Raw genomic sequence first — 24,286 nt, 5'->3', positions numbered from 1 at the left:
TTTGTAAATATCAGCCCCCAATCATCACAAAGGCCCCCCAATAGTAGGGATCCTCGTATTTTTCCTTGAAGGATTGCTGAGCGGACTTGAAGGCCTGGCGCTTGTCCAAGCCTTTTTTTAGCCAGTTTTGGTAAAACAGGCCCATCATCTCCTGGGTTTGCTCGTCGGCGACCTTCCAGAGGGAGAAGATAACGGTTTCGGCCCCGGCTACCTGAAAGGCGCGCTGTAGTCCGTAGACACCTTCTCCGTTTTTGGTGACCCCGAGTCCTGTCTCACAAGCGGAAAGCACGACCAGTTCGGTGCCCCGCAGGTCAAGCAGGGTGGCCTCGTAGGCCGTGAGGATGCCATCCTCCTGCCCCGCTGGACGCTGAAAGTCCGGATTACCGCGATTCTTGAGTGTGGTCTCCGCTCCGGCCAGGTAAAGGCCGCAGCGCAAATAGGGGTTCTCAGTGACGGTTTCCTGTCCCAGTCCGCTCCTAAGCATCTTCCTGTTGAGGTCTTCAGCTTGCTGTTCGCTCTCCGGCTCGAAGAACCCGTGGGTGGCGATATGAAGGATACGAGGGCTTTTCACTTTTTTGAGGACATCCTCAGAAGCGGCATTCTCCAAGAGGGCACTTGTGGTTATGCCCACCCTGTCAAAGATGGAGGCCAACTGCTCTACCTCGGCCAGGGTGCCGGGGAGGGGGCTGATACTGTTTCCGTTAGCGTTGATGGCGCGATAGGTCTGGTAGGTACCGTAGTTGCTGCTACTTCGAGAAGCCGTGTGTACAGGTGCTGCCTGCCCCTGTTGGTAACGCTCTAGTGCGGAGGCCACGGCTTCAGGGGAAGCGGGGTATGTCGGATAGCCTGTCAGTACAGCGTTATTGTTGTTGTAACGCTGTTTTCTCTTTTTAACCAGGTCCCTGGTAGAACCGACCCGTTCGATGTCGAGGGTTTCTAGGAGATACTTGCCAGTTTCGGGGTTCTTAAGGGTCTGCAGGTTAAGGGTATGGTACACCCCATCGGCGGAGAGGTAGACTTTCTCTGCTCCGCCCAGGGAATCGAGTGCTTCCTGGATGGGTTGCCAGAAGTAGTTATAGAGCGAATCGGCTGGGATGGGATTGTCGCCACCCGCAACCCGGCTTGCCCCTCGCGCGGCAAAAGCGGACTGGTAGCTGTGCGCGCCCCGCTCTTCCAGTTCGGTGCCGTTGTTAAGCAGTACGAGGTGGGGATGATCTTCCATTTCGGGCGATATGATAAGGGCGGCATAGTAAATCGAACCAGCCCAACCACTACCTTTTAGAACAGAATCTGCAAAAAACCTGAACCGCACCATCTCGATGGCGGCCTCGCCCTGCTTAAGCTCTTGTTGTATATCCTCCCAGGTAGTGCGCACTGTGTCTGTGACCTCGGCAAATGCCTCCGAAAGACGGGAAAGCTCCTTTTCCAGGGTATTGGCTTCTGCCAGTGTGGTCTCGGGGGCGATGCCACCTTTTGCCCATTCGCTTTTGGGTATTTCCGACTGCCTGAGCCATTGCCGTTTGAGTGCTTGCCAATCCCCAAACAAGCGATTGGCAGTCGTATCCCCGCTGGCGAGGATGCGCTCCCGAATTTGCGAACTACTTTGTAGCAGCAGTCCTTTTAGCAAAATGGTGTTGTCGTATTGGTGGGAAATAATGGCGGGGTTGCCCCTTTGCCGCTTTAGGGCGAAGGAGTGGAAGTATTCAAAACTATTGCTGAAGGTGTTGAGGAACTGTTCCATTTCCTTCTCGGAAAGGCTTTGGAAAACGGTCCGAAGTTGGTGGAGGTACACCTGTTGGCCCTGCAAATACAGCGATTCTGCCTGGTCGTACCGGCTCATGCTTTCATATAGCGTTGCCAGGTTGTTCAGGTTTTGGGCATAGTCGGGGTGATCTTCGCCTAGTTGTGTTTTTATGATTTTAATAGCCTGGTTGTACAATGGCTCTGCATCGGTATACAGATCCATACTTTGATACAGGGCGGCCAGATTGTTCAGGTTTTGAGCATAGTCGGGGTGATCTTGACCGAGTTGAGATTTAAAAATTTCAGTGGCCTTGAGCATGAGCGGCTCTGCTTCGGCGTATCGACCAATGTTTTCATATAGGGCGGCAAGGTTGTTTAGGCATTTTGCATATTCTGGGTGGTTTTCACCCAGTTGCACTTTTATGATCTCGAAGGCTTGTTTATAAAGCGGAACAGCTTCTATATACCGACCCTTGAGGTGGTGTAAACCAGCCAAGTTGTTCAGGCTTTGTGCATAGTCGGGGTGATCTTCGCCCAGTTGTGCTTTCCTGATTTTCAGGGCTTGCGTATAAAGCTGTTCTGCCTCAACGTACCGTCCCATTCTTTGATAAAGAGCTGCCAGATTGTTTAGGGATTTGGCAACTTCGGGGTGTTCTTCTCCAAGTTGCGTTTTAAGGTTATTCATGACCTTAAGCATGAGTGTCTCAGCCACTTCGTACAGGCCCCTCCTTTCATATAGTGCTGCTAGATTGTTCATGGATAGGGCGTAGGAAGGAAGATTTTCGCCAAGTTGTATTTTAAAAATTCCCATGGCCTGTTTGTAAAGGGGCTCTGCCTCTATATACCGACTCATTAGATGATACAACCCCGCTAGGTTATTCAGGGAGGTCGCATATTCATGGTGTTTTTCCCCAAGTTGCTCTTTAAGAATTCTCATGGCAGAGAGCATGAGCGTCTCTGTCTCAGCGTACCGGCCTATACTTTGGTAAAGCAGTGCCAAGTTGTTCAAAGAAGTAGCATAGTAGGGGTGTTCTTCACCGAGTTGTACTTTTCTGATTTTCAGGGCTTGCGTATAAAGCTGTTCTGCCTCAACGTACCGTCCCATTCTTTGGTAAAGAGCTGCCAGATTGTTTAGGGAGGTGGCATAGTCGGGGTGGTTTTCTCCTAGTTCCGCTTTACTAATTTCCATTGCCTGTAGGTAAAGCGTCTCTGCCTCGGTGTAACGCCCCATGCTTTGATATAGCACTGCCAGGTTGTTCAGGGAGGTGGCATAATCGGGGTGGTCTTCACCGAGTTGTTCTATATCAACTTCTATGGCCTTCAGTAATAACGGCTCAGCATCCCTATAACGACCCATACTAGTGTATAGCATTGCCAAGTCGTTCAGAGAAGTAACATAGTCAGGGTGTTGTTCTCCGAGTTGTGTTTTCCTATTTTCAATGGTCTTTATATACAGTGGTTCCGCCTCATCGTACCGGCCCATAATATAATACAGCGAGGCCAGGTTGTTTAGGGAGCTTGCATAATTCGGGTGTTTTTCTCCCAGTTGTGTCTTCGTGATTTCCAAGGCCTGCTTATATAGTGGCTCTGTCTCGTTGTATCGGCCCATGCTTTCATATAGCCCGGCTAAGTTGTTCAGGGAGGTGGCAAAGGATGGGTGTTCTTCACCTAGTTGCGCTTTTTCTATATCTAAGGCCTTCAGGTACAGCGTCTCTGCCTCGGCGTAACGGCCCATACTTCCGTAAAGAAGAGCAAGATTGTTGAGAAAGATGGCATAGCTATAGTGGTGTGGGCCCACGAATGACTTCCAAAGGGAGGTGAGATTCAAATAGTATTGCTCAGCCTTGTTGTATTTGCCTGATTTTTCATAGGAGTTTGCTAAAAAATAAAGGAACTTAGCATAGGTTGAGGTATCGGTTTTACCAATTGTTTCCTTGAGCAATCCGATATGTTTTTCAAGTAGTAGTATAGTAGCTTTATAAGCTGAGGCAGCATGGAAGGTAGCTACATTGATTATATCATCATTGGCCCTCCGAAGGGTGTCAGACAAAAAAGAAATATCTGCACTTTTCTCCAAATAGGCCATCACCTCACCTTTTGCCCTACTATCTGCCCATTGCGCGGCTGTCCACCCGTCTTCCTGGCCTGTTTCGGGGTTGTATTCCTTGTCATCTACATCGATCCCTAGATCTTCGATCAGGTAGCGGAGCATCTCCAGCTTGCCTTCCCCTGCGGCTATGCCCGTCAGGTTGCCGTAGTAAGCGGTCTTTTCTTTATTGAGGTAAATCACTCCCTTTTTCAGGAAAGGATCCGCGGCGTTTTCCACCAGCCATTTCACCATTTCCAAATCGGACTGGTAAGCCGCCCACATCAACGTGGTCGCACCGTTTTCATCCAAGGCGTTTACATCTGCGCCTTCTTTTACTAAATGCTGCACGGTGGGCAGGTCCTTGGCTTTGATGGCATCGAGGAGCGGGGTTTGGGCTTGGAGGGCATTGGTAGATAATACAGTGAAAAGAAGTAAAAGATGGAATCGGTACATGTAAGGTTAGGGTTGCTAAGTATCTAATTTAGAAACTTTTGACGTGTCATTCAAGGCCTTCCTAATCAAATAGTAGTATTTTTTTAAACTTAGTTTCTTGGCTGTAAACAGAAAAGTAACTTGTCCTATTATTCTTTGGGAATACCAATTCACACTGTATCTGGCTGAACAACCTGCTATATTCACTGCCAATCCATCGGAATCGGGTGAGGGTAGATTTTCACAGCTGGAAAAAATGTAGCAAAGCAAGTGGGCCCTTTGCTTTGCCACCTCCGGTTATTTTAGGTTTCCGGTAACTCAAGGTTGTAGACCCATTTGATATCGTTGAAATCGATGTATAGCTGGGTTTCACCGTTATGACTGTTTCGCCTGATAAGCCGTAAACGGCACCTGGCACCATCTTCGTTGATACAGTAGTAGGACAATACATCGTCTCCATCGCTATCGGTTTTTTTACCTTCGTTTTCTATGACATCGTATACTTGTTTTTCTTTTGAATAGATGGTAATTCGGCTGTCTTTGAAGACGATCAGGACAGAGGTGCTTTCCCAATCGGACCAGTCGCTCCATCGGTTGTCGTTATTCTTGACTTTCATTGAAAGGGAGGTGGTCTTTAATTTCAATACCTGGCCATAGGATAGCTCTGTAATAAATACAGATAGGAAAAGAACAAAGGCGAAGGTTACGGTTGACTTTTTCATGATTTCTACGGGTTTTGGTTTGCATTCACCAGTAATCCCGGAAAGAGCTCTCTTCACACGGTTGTGGCTGATTTTTTTGACTAAAATGGATGGAACCGTTCAAAGGCTATAGTTAAGAGGTAGGGCATCATCCAAAAATTGAATCCTTAGACAGGCAATAGGACTGGTAATCAAAAGTCGAGGGGTCTTTTGATCACCAGTCCTAAATGAGCAAAAGTGGAATAGAAAAACTAACCCAACATGGGTAAGGTTCAGTACTGGAGCTTGATTAGTAAAGAATCGGTACCGTTAGTTTGATAATTGTCTCAGGATTAATTCTCCTCCCTTATCACCTTTTAATGGGCCTGCGATAGGTTGCTGATCGGTGTATTTCGGTACTTCGGTTTCCAGGTGATCGCGAAGTGCAGAAAGAGTTACATCTCCTGTTGCCCGCTGGAGGAAATCAATCAGGTGCCAGGCGAAAGGGCTGTTTTGTTTGCCGGGCATCTGGTCGAACACGGTTTCCAGACTTCCGCTGGCAACTACCCAACGGGATCTCCGCTGATTGCGTGCTTCGGCTGCTTCATGCCCTTCGCCACGCTTCAGGTAAAACGAACCCGAGAAACAAGCATCGGCCAGCACCAGTACATGTTTTGCTTCCATTTTTTCGATTACTGCAGCTAGGCTGGCATTGCCCAGGCGACCATTGGCTAAAATCCATTTGCCATCCTCATCAAAATTTTCGTCATACTCACCGTGTCCGGCAAAAAAAATAATGACCTCATCCTGCGGCCGCGTGGCACCGATTAGGTGCTTCAGTCGGTCTTTTACATTGGCAAAGGACGCTGACTGATTGAAAAGAGTATCTACATCGGTAATGCCGTATTTGTTTACCAGTGCACCGAGCAGATCGCGGGCATCTTTTACGGGCATATTGAGCTGCTCCCAGCTTTCGTAGTTGTAGTCATTGATACCGATGGTCAATAGAAAGCGCCGGGGGGCTTCTGAGCGGCTTACCTGTTCGTTTTCGTAGTTCAGGAGCAGGGTATCGCGTGTTTCATCACCTGAATGCGCCACAGCCTTGATAAGCACCTGGTTCTCGCCCTTGGCCAGTTGAACCGGGTATTGCCAGACCCCATCTGGGAAAATGGGAACCTCCTGCCCGTTTACCTGCAACTTTTTGATGCCATAGGCAGCAGTGGCATAGCCTTTGATGGTAAAATTGGCGGTGTTAAGCCGGTTGACGCCCCGTTCATTGCGTTGAAGCGGGTCAGGGGAAAAAATACCAATAAACGGTCGTGTATCGGCTGCTTTGAGCGAGGCTTCGCCCGATGCTTGCAAATTGCGGGGCACCTGCTCGCGGTTTGTTTCGCCGCTTTTTAGTATCTCCTCGGATATGCGCTGTATTTCCTTATAGAAAATGGCTGCTTTATCGTATTGGAAAGATTCTTGATATAGTTTGGCTAATTCTCCAAGATTTTGTAAGTATCTGGGATGGGTTTCACCAACGAGATCCTTCAAAATTAAATTGGCTTCATTATAATATTTTGCTGCCTGCGTTTTTTGATTGTCTAAAGCATAAAGCTTGGCGAGTTCGCCCAAGACAATGGCATTATTGGGATGTTTATTACTATGTATAGCTTTTATGCTAGCTAAAACTTGTTCAAAAAGGATTTTTGCTTCGATAAAATGTTTTAGTTCCCTATATAGTTTGGCTTGCTGAAAAAGGACGTTGAAGAAAGAGGGATGGTTGCTACCTAATGATGATGCGATTATTTCTTTGGCTTGTGTCAATTTGGTTTGGGCTATTGAAAAGCGGTTGGTTTTGGTATAGAGTTCAGCAAGTTTGGTATAGAACATTCCATTATCAGGGTGTGATTCCCCTAATTTGTTTTTATGGATCAACACACCTTCTTTAAGGTATTTTTCTGCTTCAATAAAACGCCCCATTATAGTATATAATGCCCCTAAATAAATTAAGGAGTAGGCATATTCGGGATGGGCTTCCCCAAGTTTCTCTTTCAGGATTTCTACGGCCTGCAAGTACAGCGGTTCTGCCTCGGTGTAACGGCCCATTATTTCATTATGATATGCCATGAAAATCAGGGACCAGGCAAAGGACCGACTGTCTTCGCCGAGTTGAACTTTTACGATGTCCATAGCCTGGGAGTATAGCGGTTCTGCCTCGGTGAAATGGCCTAGATAACTATAAAGGGTGGCTAAGGTATTCAGAGATTCGGCATAGTCGGGGTGGTTTTCGCCTAGTTGTATTTTTCTGATTCCGATGGCCTGTGTTACCATAAGCTTTGACTCTGTGTACCGACCGATGGCCATGTACAAATTGGCTATGTTGTTCAGGAAGTAGGCATAGTCGAGGTGGTTTACGCCGTGTATCGCTTTGCTGATTTCCATGCCCTGCTTAAACAACAACTCTGCCTTTGCATACCGACCCATTTTAAAGTACAGAGAGGCTAGGTTGTTCAGTGATATGGCATAGTTACCTGTGGTTTCTCCGAATTCTTTTTTGGTAATTCTTGTTTCTTTTTTTGCATATTTTATAGCTTCGGTATATCGACCTAGTTCATTAAGATTATCAATTTTTTGATTTAGCTCAAATAGTTTCCAAATATCGTTTGAACACTGAGTAAATGTACCGAAGACTACACCCAAGCAAAACATTATAAAAAACAGTTTTTTCATCATGCATTAAGTTTTAAAATCGTAAACATCACCCCCCAATCATCACAAAGGCTCCCCAGAAATAAGGATCCTCGTATTTTTCCTTGATGGATTGCTGGGCGGCTTTAAAAGCCGCCCTCTTGGGCATGTCTTTTTGTAGCCAGTTTTGGTAAAACAGGCCCATCATCTCCTGGGTCTGCTCGTCGGCGACCTTCCAGAGGGAGAAGATAACGGTTTCGGCCCCGGCTACCTGAAATGCGCGCTGCAGACCGTATACACCCTCCCCGTTTTTGGTGACACCCAGCCCCGTCTCACAAGCGGAGAGTACCACTAGCTCCGTACCCCGCAGGTCAAGCAGGGTAGCTTCGTAGGCCGTGAGGATGCCATCCTCTTGTCCGGCTGGCCGCAGGAAGTCCGGCTGGCCGCGGTTTTTGAGCGTGGTCTCCGCCCCGGCCAGGTAGAGGCCGCAGCGCAAATAGGGGTTCTCGGTGACGGTTTCCTGTCCCAATCCGCTCATCAACATCTTCCTGTTGAAGCCTTTGGCTTGCTGTTCGCTCTCCGGCTCGAAGAACCCATGAGTAGCAAGATGGAGGATCCGGGGACTTTTTTCTTTTTTCAGCACATCCTCGGAGGCGGCATTTTCCAACAAAGACTGGGTGGGGATGCCCTCGCTGTCGAGGATGGAAGCCAGCTGCTTTACCTCGGTCAGGGTGCCGGGTAGGGGCTTGATATCGCTTCTCTTGGCATCGATGGCGCGGTAGGTCTGGTACGTTCCATAGTTGCTGCTGCTTAGGGAAGCCGTGAGCACAGGCATTGCCTGCCCCTGTTGGTAACGCTCTAGTGCGGAGGCTACGGCTTCAGGGGAAGCGGGATATGTAGGATAGCCCACAAGAACAACGTTATTGTTGTGGACACGCTGTTTTCTCTTTTTAACCAGGTCCTTAGTAGACCCGACCCGTTCGATATCCAGGGTTTCGAGGAGGTATTGTCCTGTTTCGGGATTTTTGAGGGTCTGCAGGTTTAGTGTGTGGTACACCCCATCAGCGGAGAGGTAAACTTTTTTGGTTCCTCCCAGGGAATCGAGCGCTTTCTGTATGGGCTGCCAGAAATAGGCATATAGAGAATCGGCGGGAATGGGCTTATCGCCTCCCGCCACCCGGCTCACCCCCCGCGGGGCAAAAGCAGACTGGTAACTTTGTGCTCCTCGCTCTTCGAGTTCATTTCCGTTCTTCAATACAACAAGGTGGGGATGACCTTCCGTTTCGGGCGTAACGATAAGGGCTGCGTAATGTACTGTGTCTGTCCATTTTTTATCGTACCACTCGTACCTGACCAGTTCGATGGCAGCCTCTCCTTGTTGCAGCTCTAGCTGTACTTCCCTCCAGGTGGTGCGCACCGTGTCTGTCGCTTCGGCAAATTCCTCCGAACGGCGAGAAAGTTCTTTTTCCAGCGTATTGGCTTCTGCCAGGGTGGTTTCGGGGGCGATGCCAGCCTGTTCCCGGTCGCTTTTGTGTATTTCCGATTCTTTGAGCCATTGTCGTTTCAGCACCTGCCAGTCCCCGAACAGTCGGATGGCGGTAGTGTCCCCGCTCGCAAGGATGCGCTCCCGCATCAGGGCGCTGCTTTGAAGCAAAAGTCCTTTTAACCTCAGGGTATTGTCGAATTGAGTGGTGGTGATGGAGGAATTGGCCCCTTGCCGCTTTAGGGCGAAGGAGTGGAAGTATTCAAAACTATTTCTTAAGGTAATTAGGAACTGCTCTTTCTCCTTCTCGGAAAGGCTTGGGAAAACGGTCTTCAGTTGATGGAGGCGTAACTGTTGTTCTTTCAACAAAAGCGGCTCTGCCTCTACGTAACGGCCCATGTTTTCATACAGCAAGGCCAGGTTGTTAAGCGAGGTGGAATAGGTGGGATGTTCTTCCCCGAGTTGCGCTCTATTGATTTCTTTTGCCTGCAGGTACAACGGCTCAGCATCGACATAGCGGCCCATTCTGCGGTACAGATCTGAAATGTTGTTCAAGGATTGGGCATAGTCGGGATGGTCTTCGCCTAGTTGGGTTTTTCGGATTTCCAGGGCTTGCGCGTACAGCGGCTCTGTCTCTGCATACCGCCCCATGCTTCCATATAGGTACGCTAGGTTGTTTAGGTAGGAGGCATAGTCAGGATGGTCTTCCCCGATTTGCGTTTTACTAATTTCGGTGGCTTTGAGCAAGAGCGGCTCTGCCTCGTCGTACCGGCCAATGCCTCGGTATAACATTGCCAGGTTGTTTAGAGAGGAGGCAAAGGAGGGGTGGTCTTTTCCGAGTTGCGTTTTCCTAATTTCCATTGCCTTGCGCATGAGTGGCTCTGCTTGCGTGTACCGTCCCATTTTATGGTACAGCCCTGCCAGGTTGTGCAGGGAGGTGGCATAGGAGTTTTGGTCTTCGCCCAGTTTCGTTTTCCTAATTTCCTTAGCTTGTATGTACAGCTGCTCAGCTTCGTCGTACCGCCCCATGCTTTCGTACAGCACAGCAAGTCCATTTAGGGAGGTGGCATAGTTAGGGTGGTCTTCGCCGATCTGCGCTTTATAGGTTCTCGCTGCCTTCGTATACAGCGGCTCAGCCTCGTCGTACCGTCCCATTTTATGGTACAGCCCTGCCAGGTTGTGCAGGGAGGTGGCATATGAAGGGTGGCGGTCGCCCAATTCCGTTTTATAGATTTCAATCGCTTGTGTATATAGCGGCTCTGCCTCGTTGTACCTTGCCATGAGTAGGTATAGCAAGGCTAGATTATTTAGGGAGGTGGCATAGGAGGTTTGGTCTTCATCCAGATTCGTTTTCCTGATTTCCTTGGCATGTATGTACAGCTGCTCAGCCTCGTTGTACCGGCTCATGGTTTCGTACAGCGCTGCCAGGTTGTTCAGGGTGGTGGCATATTCAGGGTGGTTCTCGCCTACGGCTGATTTCCAGATTACCCCAAGCTCCGAATAGTATTGCTCTGCGTACTCGTAATTGCCGGATTGCTTACAGGCGTTTGCCAATGCATAGAGCAATTTAGCATAGATTGTAGTATCTGTTGCGCCAAATGTTACCTTTAGTGTAGTGATATGTTTTTCAAACAGCAACATAGAGGATTTATAACCAGATGCTTTATAGAAAATCATTCCCTTTTTTATATCCTCACTGGCTCTTCTGAGCGTATCGGACAAAAAAGTGAGATCCGCATTTTTTTCCAAGTAGGCCATCACCTCACCTTGTGCCCTGCTATCTGCCCATTGGGCCGCCGTCCAGCCATCTTCCTGGCCGGTTTCGGGATTGTATTCCTTGTCATCTACCCCAATCCCTATTACTTCTATTAGGTAGCGAAGCATTTCCAGCTTGCCTTCTCCTGCCGCTATGCCTGTAAGGTTGCCGTAGTAAGCTGTTTTTTCTTTATTGAGGTAAATCACTCCTTTTTTCAGAAAGGGATTGGCGTCGTTTTCGACCAGCCATTTCACCATTTCCAAATCGACCTGGTAAGCCGCCCACATTAGTGGGGTGGCACCGTTTTCATCCAGGGCATTTGTATCCGCCCCTTCTTTCACCAGTTGTTGTAATTCGGGTAGGTCTTTGGCTTTTATGGCATCGTGCAGCGGTGTTTGGGCCTGAAGGGCAATGGTGGAGAATACATTGCAAACAAGTAAAAAGAGGAATTGGTACATGTAAGGTCGGGGTTGCTAACTACCTAATTTAGAAACTTTTCGCACACAATTCAAGGCCTTCCTAATGATATAGTGAGTTTTTTTATACTTTAGTGAAAGATTGTAATCAGAAAACTAGCCTTTTCGGCTCTTTATCAGGAATACCAGTCAAACCCGCATCCGGCAGTACTTCGAGCTACCTTCGCTACTACCCCGGATCGAAATCTGGTTTGGACCTATTTCGGAGGTGAAAAAACGCGATAAAGTAGGATTGGCTTATGCTTGGCTAAAACCGATAATCTTACGTTTCTAGGAAATCAAGATTGTAGCACCATTAGATGACCTTGAAATCTACATATCCGGGATAAGTACGGTGCAGGAGATTGATTAGTGAAAAAAGGACAATGTTATTTTGATGATTGTCGCAGTATCAATTCTCCTCCCTCATCTCCTTTTAACGGTCCTGCGATAGGTTGCTGATTGGTGTATTTCGTAACTTCGGTTTGCAGGTGATCGCGAAGTTGAGAAAGAGTTACATCTCCTGTTGCCCGCTGGAGGTAGTCAATTAAATGCCAGGCGAAAGGGCTGTTTTGTTTGCCGGGCATCTGATCGAGTACGGTCTCCAAGCTACCACTTGCCACAACCCAGCGGGATTTCTGCTGATTTCTTTGTTCTGCTGCTTCCGATCTGTCGCCTCGTTTCAAATAAAACGAACCTGAAAAACAGGCATCAGCCAATACCAGTACATGCCGGGCTTCCATTTTTCCAATTATCGTAGCGAGGTTGGCATTGCCCAGACGGCCATTTGCCAAAATCCATTTACCATCTTCATCAAAATTTCGGTCGTATTCGCCATGCCCGGCAAAAAAGATAATTACCTCATCCTGAGGGCGGGTAGTTCCGATCAGGTGCTTTAAACGATTGCGAACGTTCACGAAAGACGCCTTTTGATTGAAGAGCGTATCTACATCGGTGATATTGTACTTTTCTACCAACGCTCCAAGCAGATCCCTAGAATCTTTTACGGGCATATTGAGCGATAGCCAGCTTTCGAAGTTGTAGTCGTTGATGCCTATAGCGAGGAGGTATCGGCGGGGTTTGGCAGTCCGTTCTACTTCTTCGTTTTCATACCTCAAAAGAAGGGTGTCTCTTGTTTCCTCTCCGGAGAAAGATATTGCTTTTATTATCACGGTGTTTTTTCCTTTTTCCAGCTGAATATTGGATTGCCATACCCCTTCCGGGAGGAGTGGTACATCTTCCCCATTTACCTTGAATGTTTGGATGCCGTTGGCTGCATTGGCAAAACCTTTCAAGGTAAAATAGTTATTAAAAATGCGGCTTATCCCGCGCTCGTTTTGCTGCAAAGGGTCGGGATTATATACATGGATAAAAGGATGGGTGTCAAAGATGGGTTGTTTTTCCTTACTGTTGGCCTGCAAGTTTCGGGGTGTCTGCTCAATACCTAAGGTGCCTTTTTGGAGCAGATTATCAGAAATACGGCGCATTTCGTTTAGAACGGAAGCCAATTTATCATATTGAAAAGATTCCTGATACAAGTTGGCCAACTCTCCCAGGTTTTGCAAGTATCTGGGATGGGTTTCTCCAACGATTTCCTTCAAAATTAAATTGGCTTTGATATAGCATTTGGCTGCCTGCTCCTTTTGATTGTCTAAAGAATAAAGCCTAGCGAGTTCACTCAAGGCAAGAGCATAACTAGGATGTTTGTTACCAAATATAGCTTTCCTGCCGTCTAAAACTTTTTCAAAAAGTATTTTTCCTTCTGTAAACTGTTTTAATTCTCTGTGTAAAATGGCTTGCTGAAAAAGAACGTTATAGTAACGGGGATGGTTGTTACCTAAGAATGATGCAATTAATTCTTTCGCTTGTGTTAGCTTGGTTTGTGCTGTTGAAAAACGGTTGGTTTTAGTATAGAGTTCGGCAAGTCCGGTATAAAATATCCCAATATTAGGATGTGATTCCCCTAAACTTTTATCATCAAATTGGATAGCTTCAATAAGGAATGTTTCTGCATCATTAAAACGACCTGTGAGCGTAAATAAATTCCCTAAATTAAACAAGGAAGTAGCGTGGGAGGGGTGTCCTTCTTCCTGAGTGTTTTTTGTTATTTCCAAGTCTTGAAAATAAAGCGGCTCTGCCTCTGCGTACCGGCCCGTAGTTACAAATAGACCTGCTAGGTTGGATAAGGAGGAAGCATAGTCGATGTGGTTTTCTCCTAATTTTTTTTTTAAGATTTTTATGGCTTGCTTTTGAAGTAGCTCAGCTTCTGGATACCGGCCTGTAATTACATATAGCACAGCAAGGTTGTTTAAGGAAGCGGCATAGTCTGGGTGATTTTCGCCAAGTTGTGTTTCCCTGATTTCCATGGCCTGCAAGTTCAGCGGCTCTGCCTCTTCGTACCGTCCCATATCGGAGTACAATAATGCGAGGTTGTTCAGGGATTGGGCATAGTCAGGGTGTTCTTCGCTGAGTTGCTCTTTATAAATTTCTATGGCTAGCAGGAACAGCGGCTCTGCTTCTGCATACCGCCCCATATTTCGGAACAGTTCTGCCAGGTTATTAAGAGAGGTGGCAAAGTTGGGGTGGTCTTCGCTAAATTCCTTTTTGGTAGCTAAAACTGCTTTTTCCGCATAAACGGTGGCTTCTTCATAGCGCCCTACTAGGTAAAGTTCCACCGCTTTTTGATTAAGGGACTCCCAATCATTGTCCGGTGACTGTGCCAAGGTACAGAAGACTATACCTAAGGAAAATACCAAAATAAGTAGTTTTTTTAACATGCGTTGAGTTCTAAATCTGTTAACATCACCCCTCAATCATCACAAATGCCCCCCAGTAGTTAGGATCTTCGTATTTTTCCTTGATGGTTTGCTGTGCGGACTTAAAGGCTTCCCGCTTGCCCATTCCCTTCTCTAGCCAGTTGCTGTAGAACAAGACCATCATCTCCTGGGTTTGTTGGTCGGCCACCTTCCAGAGGGAGAAGATAACGGTTTCGGCCCCTGCTACCTGAAAGGCGCGCTGCAGGCCGTAGACACCCTCTCCGTTTTTGGTAACACCAAGTCCCGTCTCACAGGCGGATAGTACCACCAGCTCGGTGCCCCGCAAGTCAAGCAGGGTAGCTTCGTAGGCCGTCAGGATGCCATCCTCTTGTCCGGCTGGCCGCTGGAAGTCCGGATTGCCGCGATTCTTTAGCGTGGTCTCCGCTCCAGCAAGGTATAGACCGCAGCGCAAATAGGGGTTCTCGGTGACGGTTTCCTGTCCCAATCCGCTCATCAGCATCTCCCTGTTGAGGTCTTTGGCTTTTTGTTCGCTCTCCGGCTCGAAGAATCCATGTGTAGCGATATGGAGGATACGGGGGCTTTTTACTTTTTTTAGGACATCCTCGGAAGCGGCATTTTCCAACAAGGACTGGGTAGAAATGCCCTCCTGATCAAGAAGGGAACCCAACTGCTCTACTTCGGCCAGGGTGCCCGGTAAGGAGTTGATGCCGCTTCTGGTGGAGTCGATGGCGCGGTAGGTCTGGTAGCTACCATAATTACTGCTACTTAGGGAAGCGGTGAGCACAGGCACTCCCTGTCCCTTATGGTAACGCTCTAGTGCGGAGGCCACGGCTTCAGGAGAAGCGGGATATGTAGGATAGCCCACAAGAACAGCGTTATTGTTGTGGACACGTTGTTTTCTCTTTTTAACCAGGTCCTTGGTAGAGCCGACGCGTTCGATGGCCAGGGTTTCCAGGAGGTATTGGCCTGTTTGGGGATTCTTGAGGGTCTGCAGATTCAGCGTGTGGTACACGCCATCGGCGGAAAAGTAGACTTTTTTGGTTCCGCCCAGGGAATCGAGTGCTTCCTGAATGGGCTGCCAGAAGTAGGCATAGAGCGAATCAGCGGGAATAGGATTATCTCCTTTCGCCATTAGGCTTGCACCCCGTGTGGCAAAAGCGGACTGGTAACTTTGCGCACCCTTTTCCTCCAGTTCGGTGCCATTTTCCAGCAGCACCAGGTGGGGATGTGTTTTCGTATGGGGCGTAACGATCAGGGCGGCGTAATGAACGGTGTCCGTCCATTTTTTATTGTACCACCTGTGCCGGACAAGTTCGATGGCAGCCTCGCCATGCTTCAGCTCTTGTTGTATATCCTGCCAGGTAGTGCGCACCGTATCTGACCCTTCTGCGAAAGCCTCTGAACGACGGGAGAGTTCTTTTTCCAGGGTATTGGCTTTTTTCAGGGTGGCCTCGGGGGTGATGCCTGTCTTTTCCCGTTCACTTTTGGGGATATTCGATTGCTTGAGCCACTGCCGTTTGAGCATTTGCCAGTCTCCGAAAATGCGGATGGAGGTGGCATCCCCGCTTGCGAGGATGCGCTCCCGCATCTGCGAGCTGCTTTGTAGTAGCAGCCCTTTTAGCAACAGGGCGTTGTCGTACTGGGGGGCAGTGATGGCGGGGTTACATATTTGCCGCTTTAAGGCGAAAGAATGAAAAATTTCAAAATTGTAGTTGAAGGTATTAAGGAACTGTTCTTTTTCCTTTTCGGATAGCATGGGAAAAACGGTCTGGAGTTGGTGGAGGTACACTTGCTGGGCTTGTAGGTACACTGGCTCGGCATCGTTATAGCGGCCCATGCTGTGGTACAGTGCTGCCAGATTGTTCAGCGAGGTAGCATAGGAAGGGTGGGCTTCGCCTAGATGTGCTTTCACGATTTCAGTGGCCTTAAGCATGAATAGCTCTGCCTCGGCGTAACTTCCTATGCTTTTATATAGCAAGGCCAAGGTGTTCAGAGATTGGGTATAACCGGGGTGCTCTTCCCCCAGTTGCTGCTTGTAGATATTCATTGCCTTAAGAATGAGTTTCTCTGCCTCCACGTAACGACCCACGCGTTGATACAGCATCGCCAGGGTGTTCAAAGATTGGGCATATTCGGGGTGCTCATCTCCCAATTGCTGTTTTCTTATTTCTGTTGACTTCATGCAGAGTCGTAGGGCCTCGGGATAAAGACCCATGCTTTGGTACAGGAATGCCAAAGTGTTTAGGGAAGTGGCGTAGTGTGGGTGGTTTTCCCCTAGTAGTAGCTTTACTATTTCCGATGCTTCTAGGCAGAGCTGCTCTGCCTCGGCATACCGGCCCATTCTTTCATACAGCGTTGCCAAGCTGTTAAGCGAGCCGGCATAGTCGGTGTGGTTGCCCCCAAGTTGATCCTTTATGATTTCCGTTACCTTCAGGAGAAGAGGCTCTGAGTCGGAGTACCGGCCCATGAGTGTATACAGACCTGCCAATCCGTTAAGAGAAGTAAAGTAATATGGGTGGTCTTCCCCCAATTTATTCTTTATGATTTCCGTTGCCTTCAGGTAGAGAGGTTCAGCCTCTTCGTAACGTGTCATGTCTCTATATAGCGCTGCTATGATGCTGAGGAGGGTGCCATGGTCGGTGTTGTTTTCCCCCAGTTGCCTCTTATCTATTTCCATGGCCTGTAAGTAGAGGGGCTCTGCCTCCAAGTACCGCCCAACCTTATGGTACAGCCCCGCCAAGTTTTTGAGGGAGCCGGAATATTTGGTGTTGTCTTCCCCCAGTTGCTCCTTGACAGCAAAGACTTCTTTTTCTGCATATACAATGGCCTCATCATAGCGCCCTTGATTGGAAAGTTCCTCAACTTTATCATCAAGAGCTTCCCAATCAATATTGTGGTTTATTTTTTGCCTTTCCAATCCTTTTACTTTTTCAAAGTAATGCTTTCCCAGCTCCAGTTTATTTACGGCTATACACAGTTCGGAAAGCCAATTATAATAGGTGACTATCACTTCAATGTTATCGGTCGACTCAAAACTCCAATCTAGCAGTTCACGGTGGGGGGCAAGGGTTTCCCAAGCAGCGTGAGAATCACCTTTTTGGTGCTTTTTTATTGTCTTATTAAATGCTTTAAAAGCTCTATTTATTTCTTTTTTTGTTTGACCAAAACATACTTGCCCGAATAGTAAAAAGAGTAGAAGTGGTAACCAATTTTTTAACATATCGATAATTATTTAGGGACAAAGTAGTTGATTTAAAATAATTATTTTTAGGTGATTAAGGTGGAAAAAATTCATTCCCCAATCATCACAAATGCCCCCCAGTAGTTAGGATCTTCGTATTTTTCCTTGATGGTTTGCTGTGCGGACTTAAAGGCTTCCCGCTTGCCCATTCCCTTCTCTAGCCAGTTGCTGTAGAACAAGCCGATCATCTCCTGGGTTTGTTGGTCGGCGACCTTCCAGAGGGAGAAGATAACGGTTTCCGCCCCGGCTACCTGAAAGGCGCGCTGCAGGCCGTAAACCCCCTCCCCGTTTTTGGTGACACCCAGCCCTGTCTCACAGGCAGAGAGCACGACCAGTTCAGTACCCCGCAGGTCGAGCAGGGTAGCTTCGTAGGCCGTCAGGATGCCATCCTCTTGTCCGGCTGGCCGCTGGAAGTTCGGATTGCCGCGATTCTTTAGCGTGGTCTCCGCTCCGGCCAGATAAAGGCCGCAACGCAAATAGGGGTTCTCGGTGACGGTTTCCTGCCCCAGCCCACTCATAAGCATCTCTCGGTTAAGTCCTTCGGATTTTTGTTGGCTCTCCGGCTCGAAGAATCCATGGGTGGCGATATGGAGGATACGGGGGCTTTTTACTTTTTTTAGCACATCCTCGGAAGCGGCATTTTCCAACAATGCCTGGGTAGAAATGCCCTCCCCGTCGAGAATGGAAGCCAACTGCTCTACCTCGGCCAGGGTACCAGGCAGGGGACTGATATCGCTTCTGTTGGCGTCAATGGCGCGGTAGGTCTGATAGGTACCGTAGTTGCTGTTGCCCAAGGAAGCGGTAAGCACTGGCGCTGCCTGCCCTTGCTGGTACCGCTGCAGTGCAGCGGCTACGGACTCGGGGGAAGCGGGGTAGCTTGGATAGCCCGCCAGTACGGCGTTATTGTTGGGGACCTGCCGTTTTTTCTTTTTGACCAGGTCTCTGGTAGAGCCGACGCGTTCGATGTCGAGTGTTTCCAGGAGGTAATGGCCTGTTTCAAGGTTCTTGAGGGTCTGCAGATTCAGCGTATGGTACACCCCATCGGGGGAGAGGTAGACTTTTTTGGTTCCTCCCAGGGAATCGAGCGCTTCCTGGATGGGCTGCCAGAAGTAGGTATAAAGCGAATCGACAGGAATAGGGTCGTCTCCGTCCGCCACGCGGCTTGCGCCCCGCGTGGCAAAAACGGACTGGTACCCTTGCGCGCCCCGCTCTTCCAATTCGGTGCCGTTCTCCAGCAGCACCAGGTGGGGGTGGTCTTTCGTTTCGGGCGTAACGATAAGGGCAGCGTAGTGGACCGTGTCCGTCCAGGTTTTATTATGCCATCTGTACCTGATCAGTTCGATGGTGGCCTCTTGTCGTTGCAGTTCTTTTTGCACGTCTCGCCAAGTGGTATGCACCGTGTCTGTCGCATCGGCAAATTCCTCCGAACGGCGGGAAAGTTCTTTTTCCAGCGTATTGGCTTTTGTCAGGGTGGCCTCGGGGTCTGCGCCTGTTTTCTCCCTTTCACTTTTAGGTATTTCTGATTGTTGCAGCCACTGCCGCTTAAGGGCCTGCCAGTCCCCGAACAGGCGGATAGCTGTGGTATCCCCGCCGGATAGTATTCGGTCCCGCATTTGGGAGCCGCTTTGTAGCAGAAGCCCTTTCAGCAACAGAGTGTTGTCGTACTGGGGGGAGGTGATGGCGGGGTTGCCCCCTTGCCGCTTCAGGGCAAAGGAGTGGAATATTTCGAACATGTAATTGAAGGTACGAAGAAACTGCTCTTTCTCCTTCTCGGAAAAGCTGAGAAAAACGGTCCGGAGTTGGTGGAAATACACATGTTGGCTTTGCAACAGGAGCGGCTCCCCCTCGTCGTACCGGCTCATGCTTTCATACAGGCCTGCAAGGTTATTTAGGGATTGGGCATAGTCGGGGTGGTCTTCGCCCAGTTGCATTTTTCTGATTTCCAGGGCATCGACCAAAAGCAGCTCCGCCTCGGCATACCGACCCATGCGGTGGTACAGTGCTGCTAGGTTGGAGAGGGATTGAGCATAGATGGGATGGTTTTCTCCCAATTGTGCTTTAAAGACTTCGGTGCCCTCGACTAAAAGCGGCTCGGCCTCCGCATAATGACCCATGCGTTGGAACAGCCCTGCTAGGTTGTTCAGGGAGCCGGCATAGTCCGGGTGGTTTTCTCCCAGCTCCACTTTCCTGATTTCAATGGCCTGGGTGTACAGCGGCTCTGCCTCGGCATCCCGTCCCATGCTTTCATACAGGCCCGCAAGGTTGTTTAGGGAGGCGGCATAGTCGGGGTGGTTTTCTCCCAGTTGCACTTTTTCGATTTCAATGGCCTGGACAAAAAGCGGCTCGGCCTCCGTATAGCGGCCCACTCTTTGATACAGCGACGCCAAGTTGGAGAGGGAGGTGGCGTAGGAGGGGTGGTCTTCGCCCAGTTGCGCTTTTCTGATTTCTAGGGCCTCAACAAAAAGCATCTCGGCCTCCCCATAACGGCCCATTTGAAAATGCAATATTGCTAGTCCATTCATGGAGCCGGCAAAGCCGGGGTGGTTTTCGCCCAGCTTCGCTTTTCTGATCTCCATGGCCTGCTCGTAAAGGGGTTCAGCCTCGTTGTACCTCCCTATGTTTCGGTACAGTTCCGCCAGGTTGTTTAGGGATGTTGCATAATCTGGGTGGTCTTCTCCCAGTTGCGCTTTCCAGATTTCGGAGGCGTGTGTGTACAGCGGTTCGGCCTCAGAGTAACGTCCCATGCTTTCATAAAGTGCTGCCAGGTTGTTCAGGGAGGCGGCAAAGTCGGGGTGGTTTTCGCCCAGTTGGGTTTTATAGATACCCATGGCCTGCGTGTACAGCGGCTCTGCAAAGGCGTACCGGCCCATATTTTCATACAGCAAGGCCAGGTTATTCAGGGAGGCGGCAAAGTCGGGGTGGTTTTCGCCCAGTTGGGTTTTATAGATACCCATGGCCTGCGTGTACAGCGGCTCTGCAAAGGCGTACCGGCCCATATTTTCATACAGCAAGGCCAGGTTATTCAGGGAGCTGGCGAAATTGGGGTGTTCTTCGCCCAGTTGAGTTTTATAGATACCCATGGCTTGCCTGTACAGGGGCTCGGCTTCGGCGTAACGTCCCATGCTTTCATAAAGTGCTGCCAGGTTGTTCAGGGAGGCGGCATAGCCAGGGTGGTCTTCGCCCAGTTGCGCTTTCCAGATTTCGGAGACCTGTGTGTACAGCGGTTCGGCCTCAGAGTAACGAATCATGCTTTTATAAAGCAAGGCCAGGTTGTTCAGGGAGGTGGCAAAGTCGGGGTGGTTTTCGCCCAGTTGGGTTTTATAGATACCCATGGCTTGCCTGTACAGTGGCTCGGCTTCGGCATAACGTCCCATGCTTTCATAAAGTGCTGCTAGGTTGTTCAGGGAGGCGGCATAGTCAGGGTGATTTTCGCCCAGTACTTTTTTCGTTATTTCCAAGTCTTGGACATTCAGCGGCACAGCCTCGGCGTACTGGCCCATGTTTTTGTACAGCGCTGCCAGGTTGTTTAGGCAGGTGGCATATAAGGGGTGGTCTTCGCCCAATTGCAATTTCACGATTCCGATGGCGTGCGTGTATAGCGGCTCTGCCTCGGCATACCGCCGCCTGCTTTTATATAGCATGGCCAAATTGTTTTGGGAGGCGGCAACGGCGAGACTTTCTTTGCCAAATTCTTTTTCTGCTACCTCTACGGCCTTTTCCGCATATACTATTGCCAATTCAAACTGGCCTTGCTCATAAAGCTGATCCACTTTTGACGTTAAATTATTATAGCTGTTCAAAAATGCTGTATCAGCCCCTTTATAGCTCAGATAATCCAAAACAGCTTGATTATTTGAGCCATCCGCCCATTGCGCTGCTGTCCAGCCATCCTCTTTCCCTGTTTCGGGGTTGTATTCCTTGTCATCTACATCGATCCCTAGATCTTCGATCAGGTAGCGGAGCATCTCCAGTTTACCTTCTCCTGCTGCTATACCCGTTAGGTTGCCGTAGTAAGCGGTCTTTTCTTTATTGAGGTAAATTACACCTTTTTTCTGAAAAGCGTCGGCACCGTTATCGACCAGCCATTTTACCATTTCCAAATCGGCTTGGTAGGCTGCCCACATCAGCGGGGTCGCACCGTTTTTATCCAGGGCGTTTATACCTGCCCCTGTGTTGACCAGTTGCTGCACCGGCGGCAGGTCACCAGCTTTGATGGCATCAAGGAGTGGGGTTTGGGCCTGAAGGGCAATGGTGGAGAATACATTGCAAACAAGTAAAAGGAGAAATCGGTACATGGAAGGTCGAGGTTTCTAAGTATCTAATATAGAAACCTTTCGTATACCATTCAAGACCTTAATAACGATATAGTGTTATTGTTTAAATAGTAAAAGGCATTAAACACCTCATTCCAGAAAATACGCTCCTAAAAATGGGTTTATTATTTGGGGATCGCTGCCTTCCGTTCTTCTTCGTTCAGGGTTGGAATAAAATCTGCCTCGGCTGAACGCAACCAATCTATTATTCCCTCAGGTGTACGCAAACGTAGGAGTTCTTCCTTACTGGTGCGTACCCACAAGCCTTTTCCCGAAATTTCAATGCCCAGTTGTTTGGGTGCATCTATCGCCACCGAGCCGATGATTGGGCCGTCTGGATGGTAAACGATCAGTTCTCCCTGTTTCCAGTCCACCGTCATCCATTCATTGGTGATAGGCAGTTGGTCCGCAGGCTGCCATCCTTCCAGAAAAGCCATGTGCTCTATAGGATCAAAGCTTTTCGATCCGGATATCTCCTTTGTTGGCAAAAGGTAGTAGTTTTCCCACAATACTTTTTGTGTGAAAGGCCCCATCGGGCCTGGAACGCGGTCGAGCAAATAAGCTGCTACCCGTAGTTTTTTACCAGATGTTTCAAATTTATTTGTTGCCAATGCCCGCTCCAGAACTTGGTCAGTTACATATCCTCCACGGGTAGGAGGATTAGAGTCTGTCGGAATGTCCGAATTGAATTGTGGGATAACAATTTTGAAGACAATCCCTGCTACTATTAAAATCCCCACTACAGTTGCAGCGATTCGAAGAAAGGAGAATGGTGGCTTGTCATCAGCTCCGGCTGGGGCTGGTTTAGAGGCTACTGAACCTATAGGTTTTATTTTGCTCTCCCCATTTTTTTTATCACTTCTATCGAGCGTCAATCCCTTCTCCATGGCCAATAACCCTTCTTCCAACATTCCCTCCTTGTGTAAGTCTTGCAAAAAGAAAAGTGTGTCTTGTTGCTCCTTATCATGTAGCAGCTTTTCCTCAAGGAGCAATACTTCTTCTTTCGGTAACTTGCCCTTCACATAGGCAACCATGTCCTCGGTGGTGATTTCAGATAGTGATTTAATTTCCTCCAAATTGGCGTCAAACAGCTTCTCATAATTGATTGAATCCTCCCAGCCTTGAATTTTCAAATAGGCATCCAACTCTCCTTGCTCTAGCATGTCCCTTAACCAGAGTACCTCTTCATGGGCTTCCGGTTGATGGAGCAAGGCCTCTTCCAAGAGCAGAACCTGTTCACGATTTAGGCGATCCTTGAGGTAGGCGATCAAAATATCAGAGGGTAGTATCAGGTGTTCCATGTCAGCAATTATAGGTTAAATGGATAAATAAGGGTATTCCCTTCTTCCCAGAATCATGGACGACAACTTATTTGTAGCACTTTTAAAAATTTCCATTACGTTTTCATCCAGTTGTTCTCTTAGAGGTGCTTTAGCCAGAAGCTTTTCCAATACGGTTCGTTCTTCCTTTCCTAGCACGCCCATACATGGCGCTATCCAATGCTTTTCATTTTCAAAGTTTTTTGCCTTAATATTACATAAATCCATCAGGTTTTTGTAGGTTTGTTCATCGTTAGGGACGGCTAGTGAACCGCGATACGCATTTTTAACCAACGTCTTCAGGCGTTCAGTCCCCCTATGAAGATGTGTGCTTACATCTCTCACTGAGATGCTTAATTCATCGGCTACCTCTTGATAGGTTCGGATTCCATCGTTGTCAGGATCATCAAATCTATACCTTATATTGATACATTTGTATTGCTCTTCCCTCAAAAGGAAGACCCCAAAAAGTGGGATCAGCCGAATGGGTTCCCGTTCTTGAGTTTCTTCTGTTTCATCGGTCAAACGGTTTCTGACCGGTTCACTGTCAATATCCTCAAAACTCGTCGGCTTATGCTTCGGTCCCCTTAATGCCCAATTTAGTTTGTTCTTAAACCATATCGTAAAATGTACCCAACAATTTTGGTTAATAGCTTCCATCGCTTGAGCTAATAGTATGTGTTTTTCTGTATCTTCCCAGGTTGTAGATATCACCTTAGTGGAAACTTCCCTGTCTTTCAATTTACTTGTAAGGAAACCATAAGGCCATTCATCGTTGTATTGCATGAGCAAACTAAAGACAGGCTCTTTTTCATCCTCTGCTGTTTCAACGATTTGGGTAATGGTCTCCTTATTTAGTATATTTAAGGCATTTTCACGTAACCAGATGCGAAAGCTTTTCCGAAGGAAGTAGAACTTATTTTTACTAGTCAAATTTTGTTTCTTGGTTTGGCATATCCCAAAAAACTCACGTTTTACTCGTTGGTTAATTGTAGGAATCAATGGCAATAGCAGCTTTTTAACCTCTTTGTTTTCCAAGTCTCGATGAGCTTTGGTTAACACCTTATCCAGATATACAGCAGGCACCAGCATGTTTTTTTTATATAACTCTTTAAATACCTTTTCCTGTTGCTCTGTCTCGGTAAGGGTACAAAAGCGATCAATTAATTGTTTATTGATTACTTCTTTTAAATCATCACCATCAAAACTGTCAAAGAAATTCATGGCCTAATATTGGGTTTTGGTCTTATAATATTTTATATACTAACAATAATACAAAATAGATCTTATCTCACATGGTTGTTGGGAAACTTTTTTAC

Annotated in this window: 9 protein-coding genes; all 9 read right to left on the bottom strand. The window is 48.0% G+C overall.

Going from position 1 to position 24,286, the window contains the following annotated elements; genetic code table 11:
* Positions 1 to 10: 10 nt before the first annotated feature.
* The 9 genes from AC0L7T_RS22190 to AC0L7T_RS22150 all read right to left on the bottom strand — a co-directional run bounded on the left by AC0L7T_RS22190 (position 11) and on the right by AC0L7T_RS22150 (position 24,191).
* Complete coding sequence (locus tag AC0L7T_RS22190) at positions 11 to 4,285, bottom strand: tetratricopeptide repeat protein (RefSeq protein ID WP_473338507.1); 4,275 nt, start codon at positions 4,283 to 4,285, stop codon at positions 11 to 13.
* 281 nt (positions 4,286 to 4,566) lie between these two features.
* Positions 4,567 to 4,986 carry a hypothetical protein gene (locus AC0L7T_RS22185; protein WP_473338505.1) on the bottom strand — a complete coding sequence of 140 codons (420 nt, stop codon included), beginning with the start codon at positions 4,984 to 4,986 and terminating at the stop codon, positions 4,567 to 4,569.
* A gap of 288 nt (positions 4,987 to 5,274) precedes the next feature.
* Positions 5,275 to 7,668, bottom strand: coding sequence for a tetratricopeptide repeat protein (locus tag AC0L7T_RS22180; RefSeq protein WP_473338503.1), 2,394 nt, complete (start codon positions 7,666 to 7,668; stop codon positions 5,275 to 5,277).
* Positions 7,669 to 7,693: 25 nt separating this feature from the next.
* Positions 7,694 to 11,320, bottom strand: coding sequence for a tetratricopeptide repeat protein (locus tag AC0L7T_RS22175; protein WP_473338502.1), 3,627 nt, complete (start codon positions 11,318 to 11,320; stop codon positions 7,694 to 7,696).
* Positions 11,321 to 11,706: 386 nt separating this feature from the next.
* Positions 11,707 to 14,094 carry a tetratricopeptide repeat protein gene (locus tag AC0L7T_RS22170; RefSeq protein ID WP_473338500.1) on the bottom strand — a complete coding sequence of 796 codons (2,388 nt, stop codon included), beginning with the start codon at positions 14,092 to 14,094 and terminating at the stop codon, positions 11,707 to 11,709.
* Between the two features lie 25 nt (positions 14,095 to 14,119).
* Positions 14,120 to 17,314 (bottom strand): CHAT domain-containing protein, encoded by a 3,195-nt coding sequence (locus AC0L7T_RS22165; protein WP_473338499.1) that lies wholly within the window; start codon positions 17,312 to 17,314, stop codon positions 14,120 to 14,122.
* A 71-nt stretch (positions 17,315 to 17,385) separates the two neighbouring features.
* Positions 17,386 to 21,630, bottom strand: coding sequence for a tetratricopeptide repeat protein (locus tag AC0L7T_RS22160; RefSeq protein WP_473338498.1), 4,245 nt, complete (start codon positions 21,628 to 21,630; stop codon positions 17,386 to 17,388).
* A gap of 143 nt (positions 21,631 to 21,773) precedes the next feature.
* Entirely contained in the window at positions 21,774 to 22,949 is a 1,176-nt protein-coding gene (locus tag AC0L7T_RS22155; protein WP_473338496.1) for a hypothetical protein, read from the bottom strand.
* Positions 22,950 to 22,964: 15 nt separating this feature from the next.
* Positions 22,965 to 24,191, bottom strand: a complete 1,227-nt coding sequence (locus AC0L7T_RS22150) for a sigma-70 RNA polymerase sigma factor region 4 domain-containing protein (RefSeq protein ID WP_473338495.1) — start codon at positions 24,189 to 24,191, stop codon at positions 22,965 to 22,967.
* Positions 24,192 to 24,286 lie beyond the last annotated feature (95 nt).

It is taken from the genome of Cyclobacterium sp. 10D3-21 (assembly GCF_055809755.1).
Note: the sequence above shows the minus strand (reverse complement) of the source record. Positions and strands in the feature narration are given on the sequence as shown.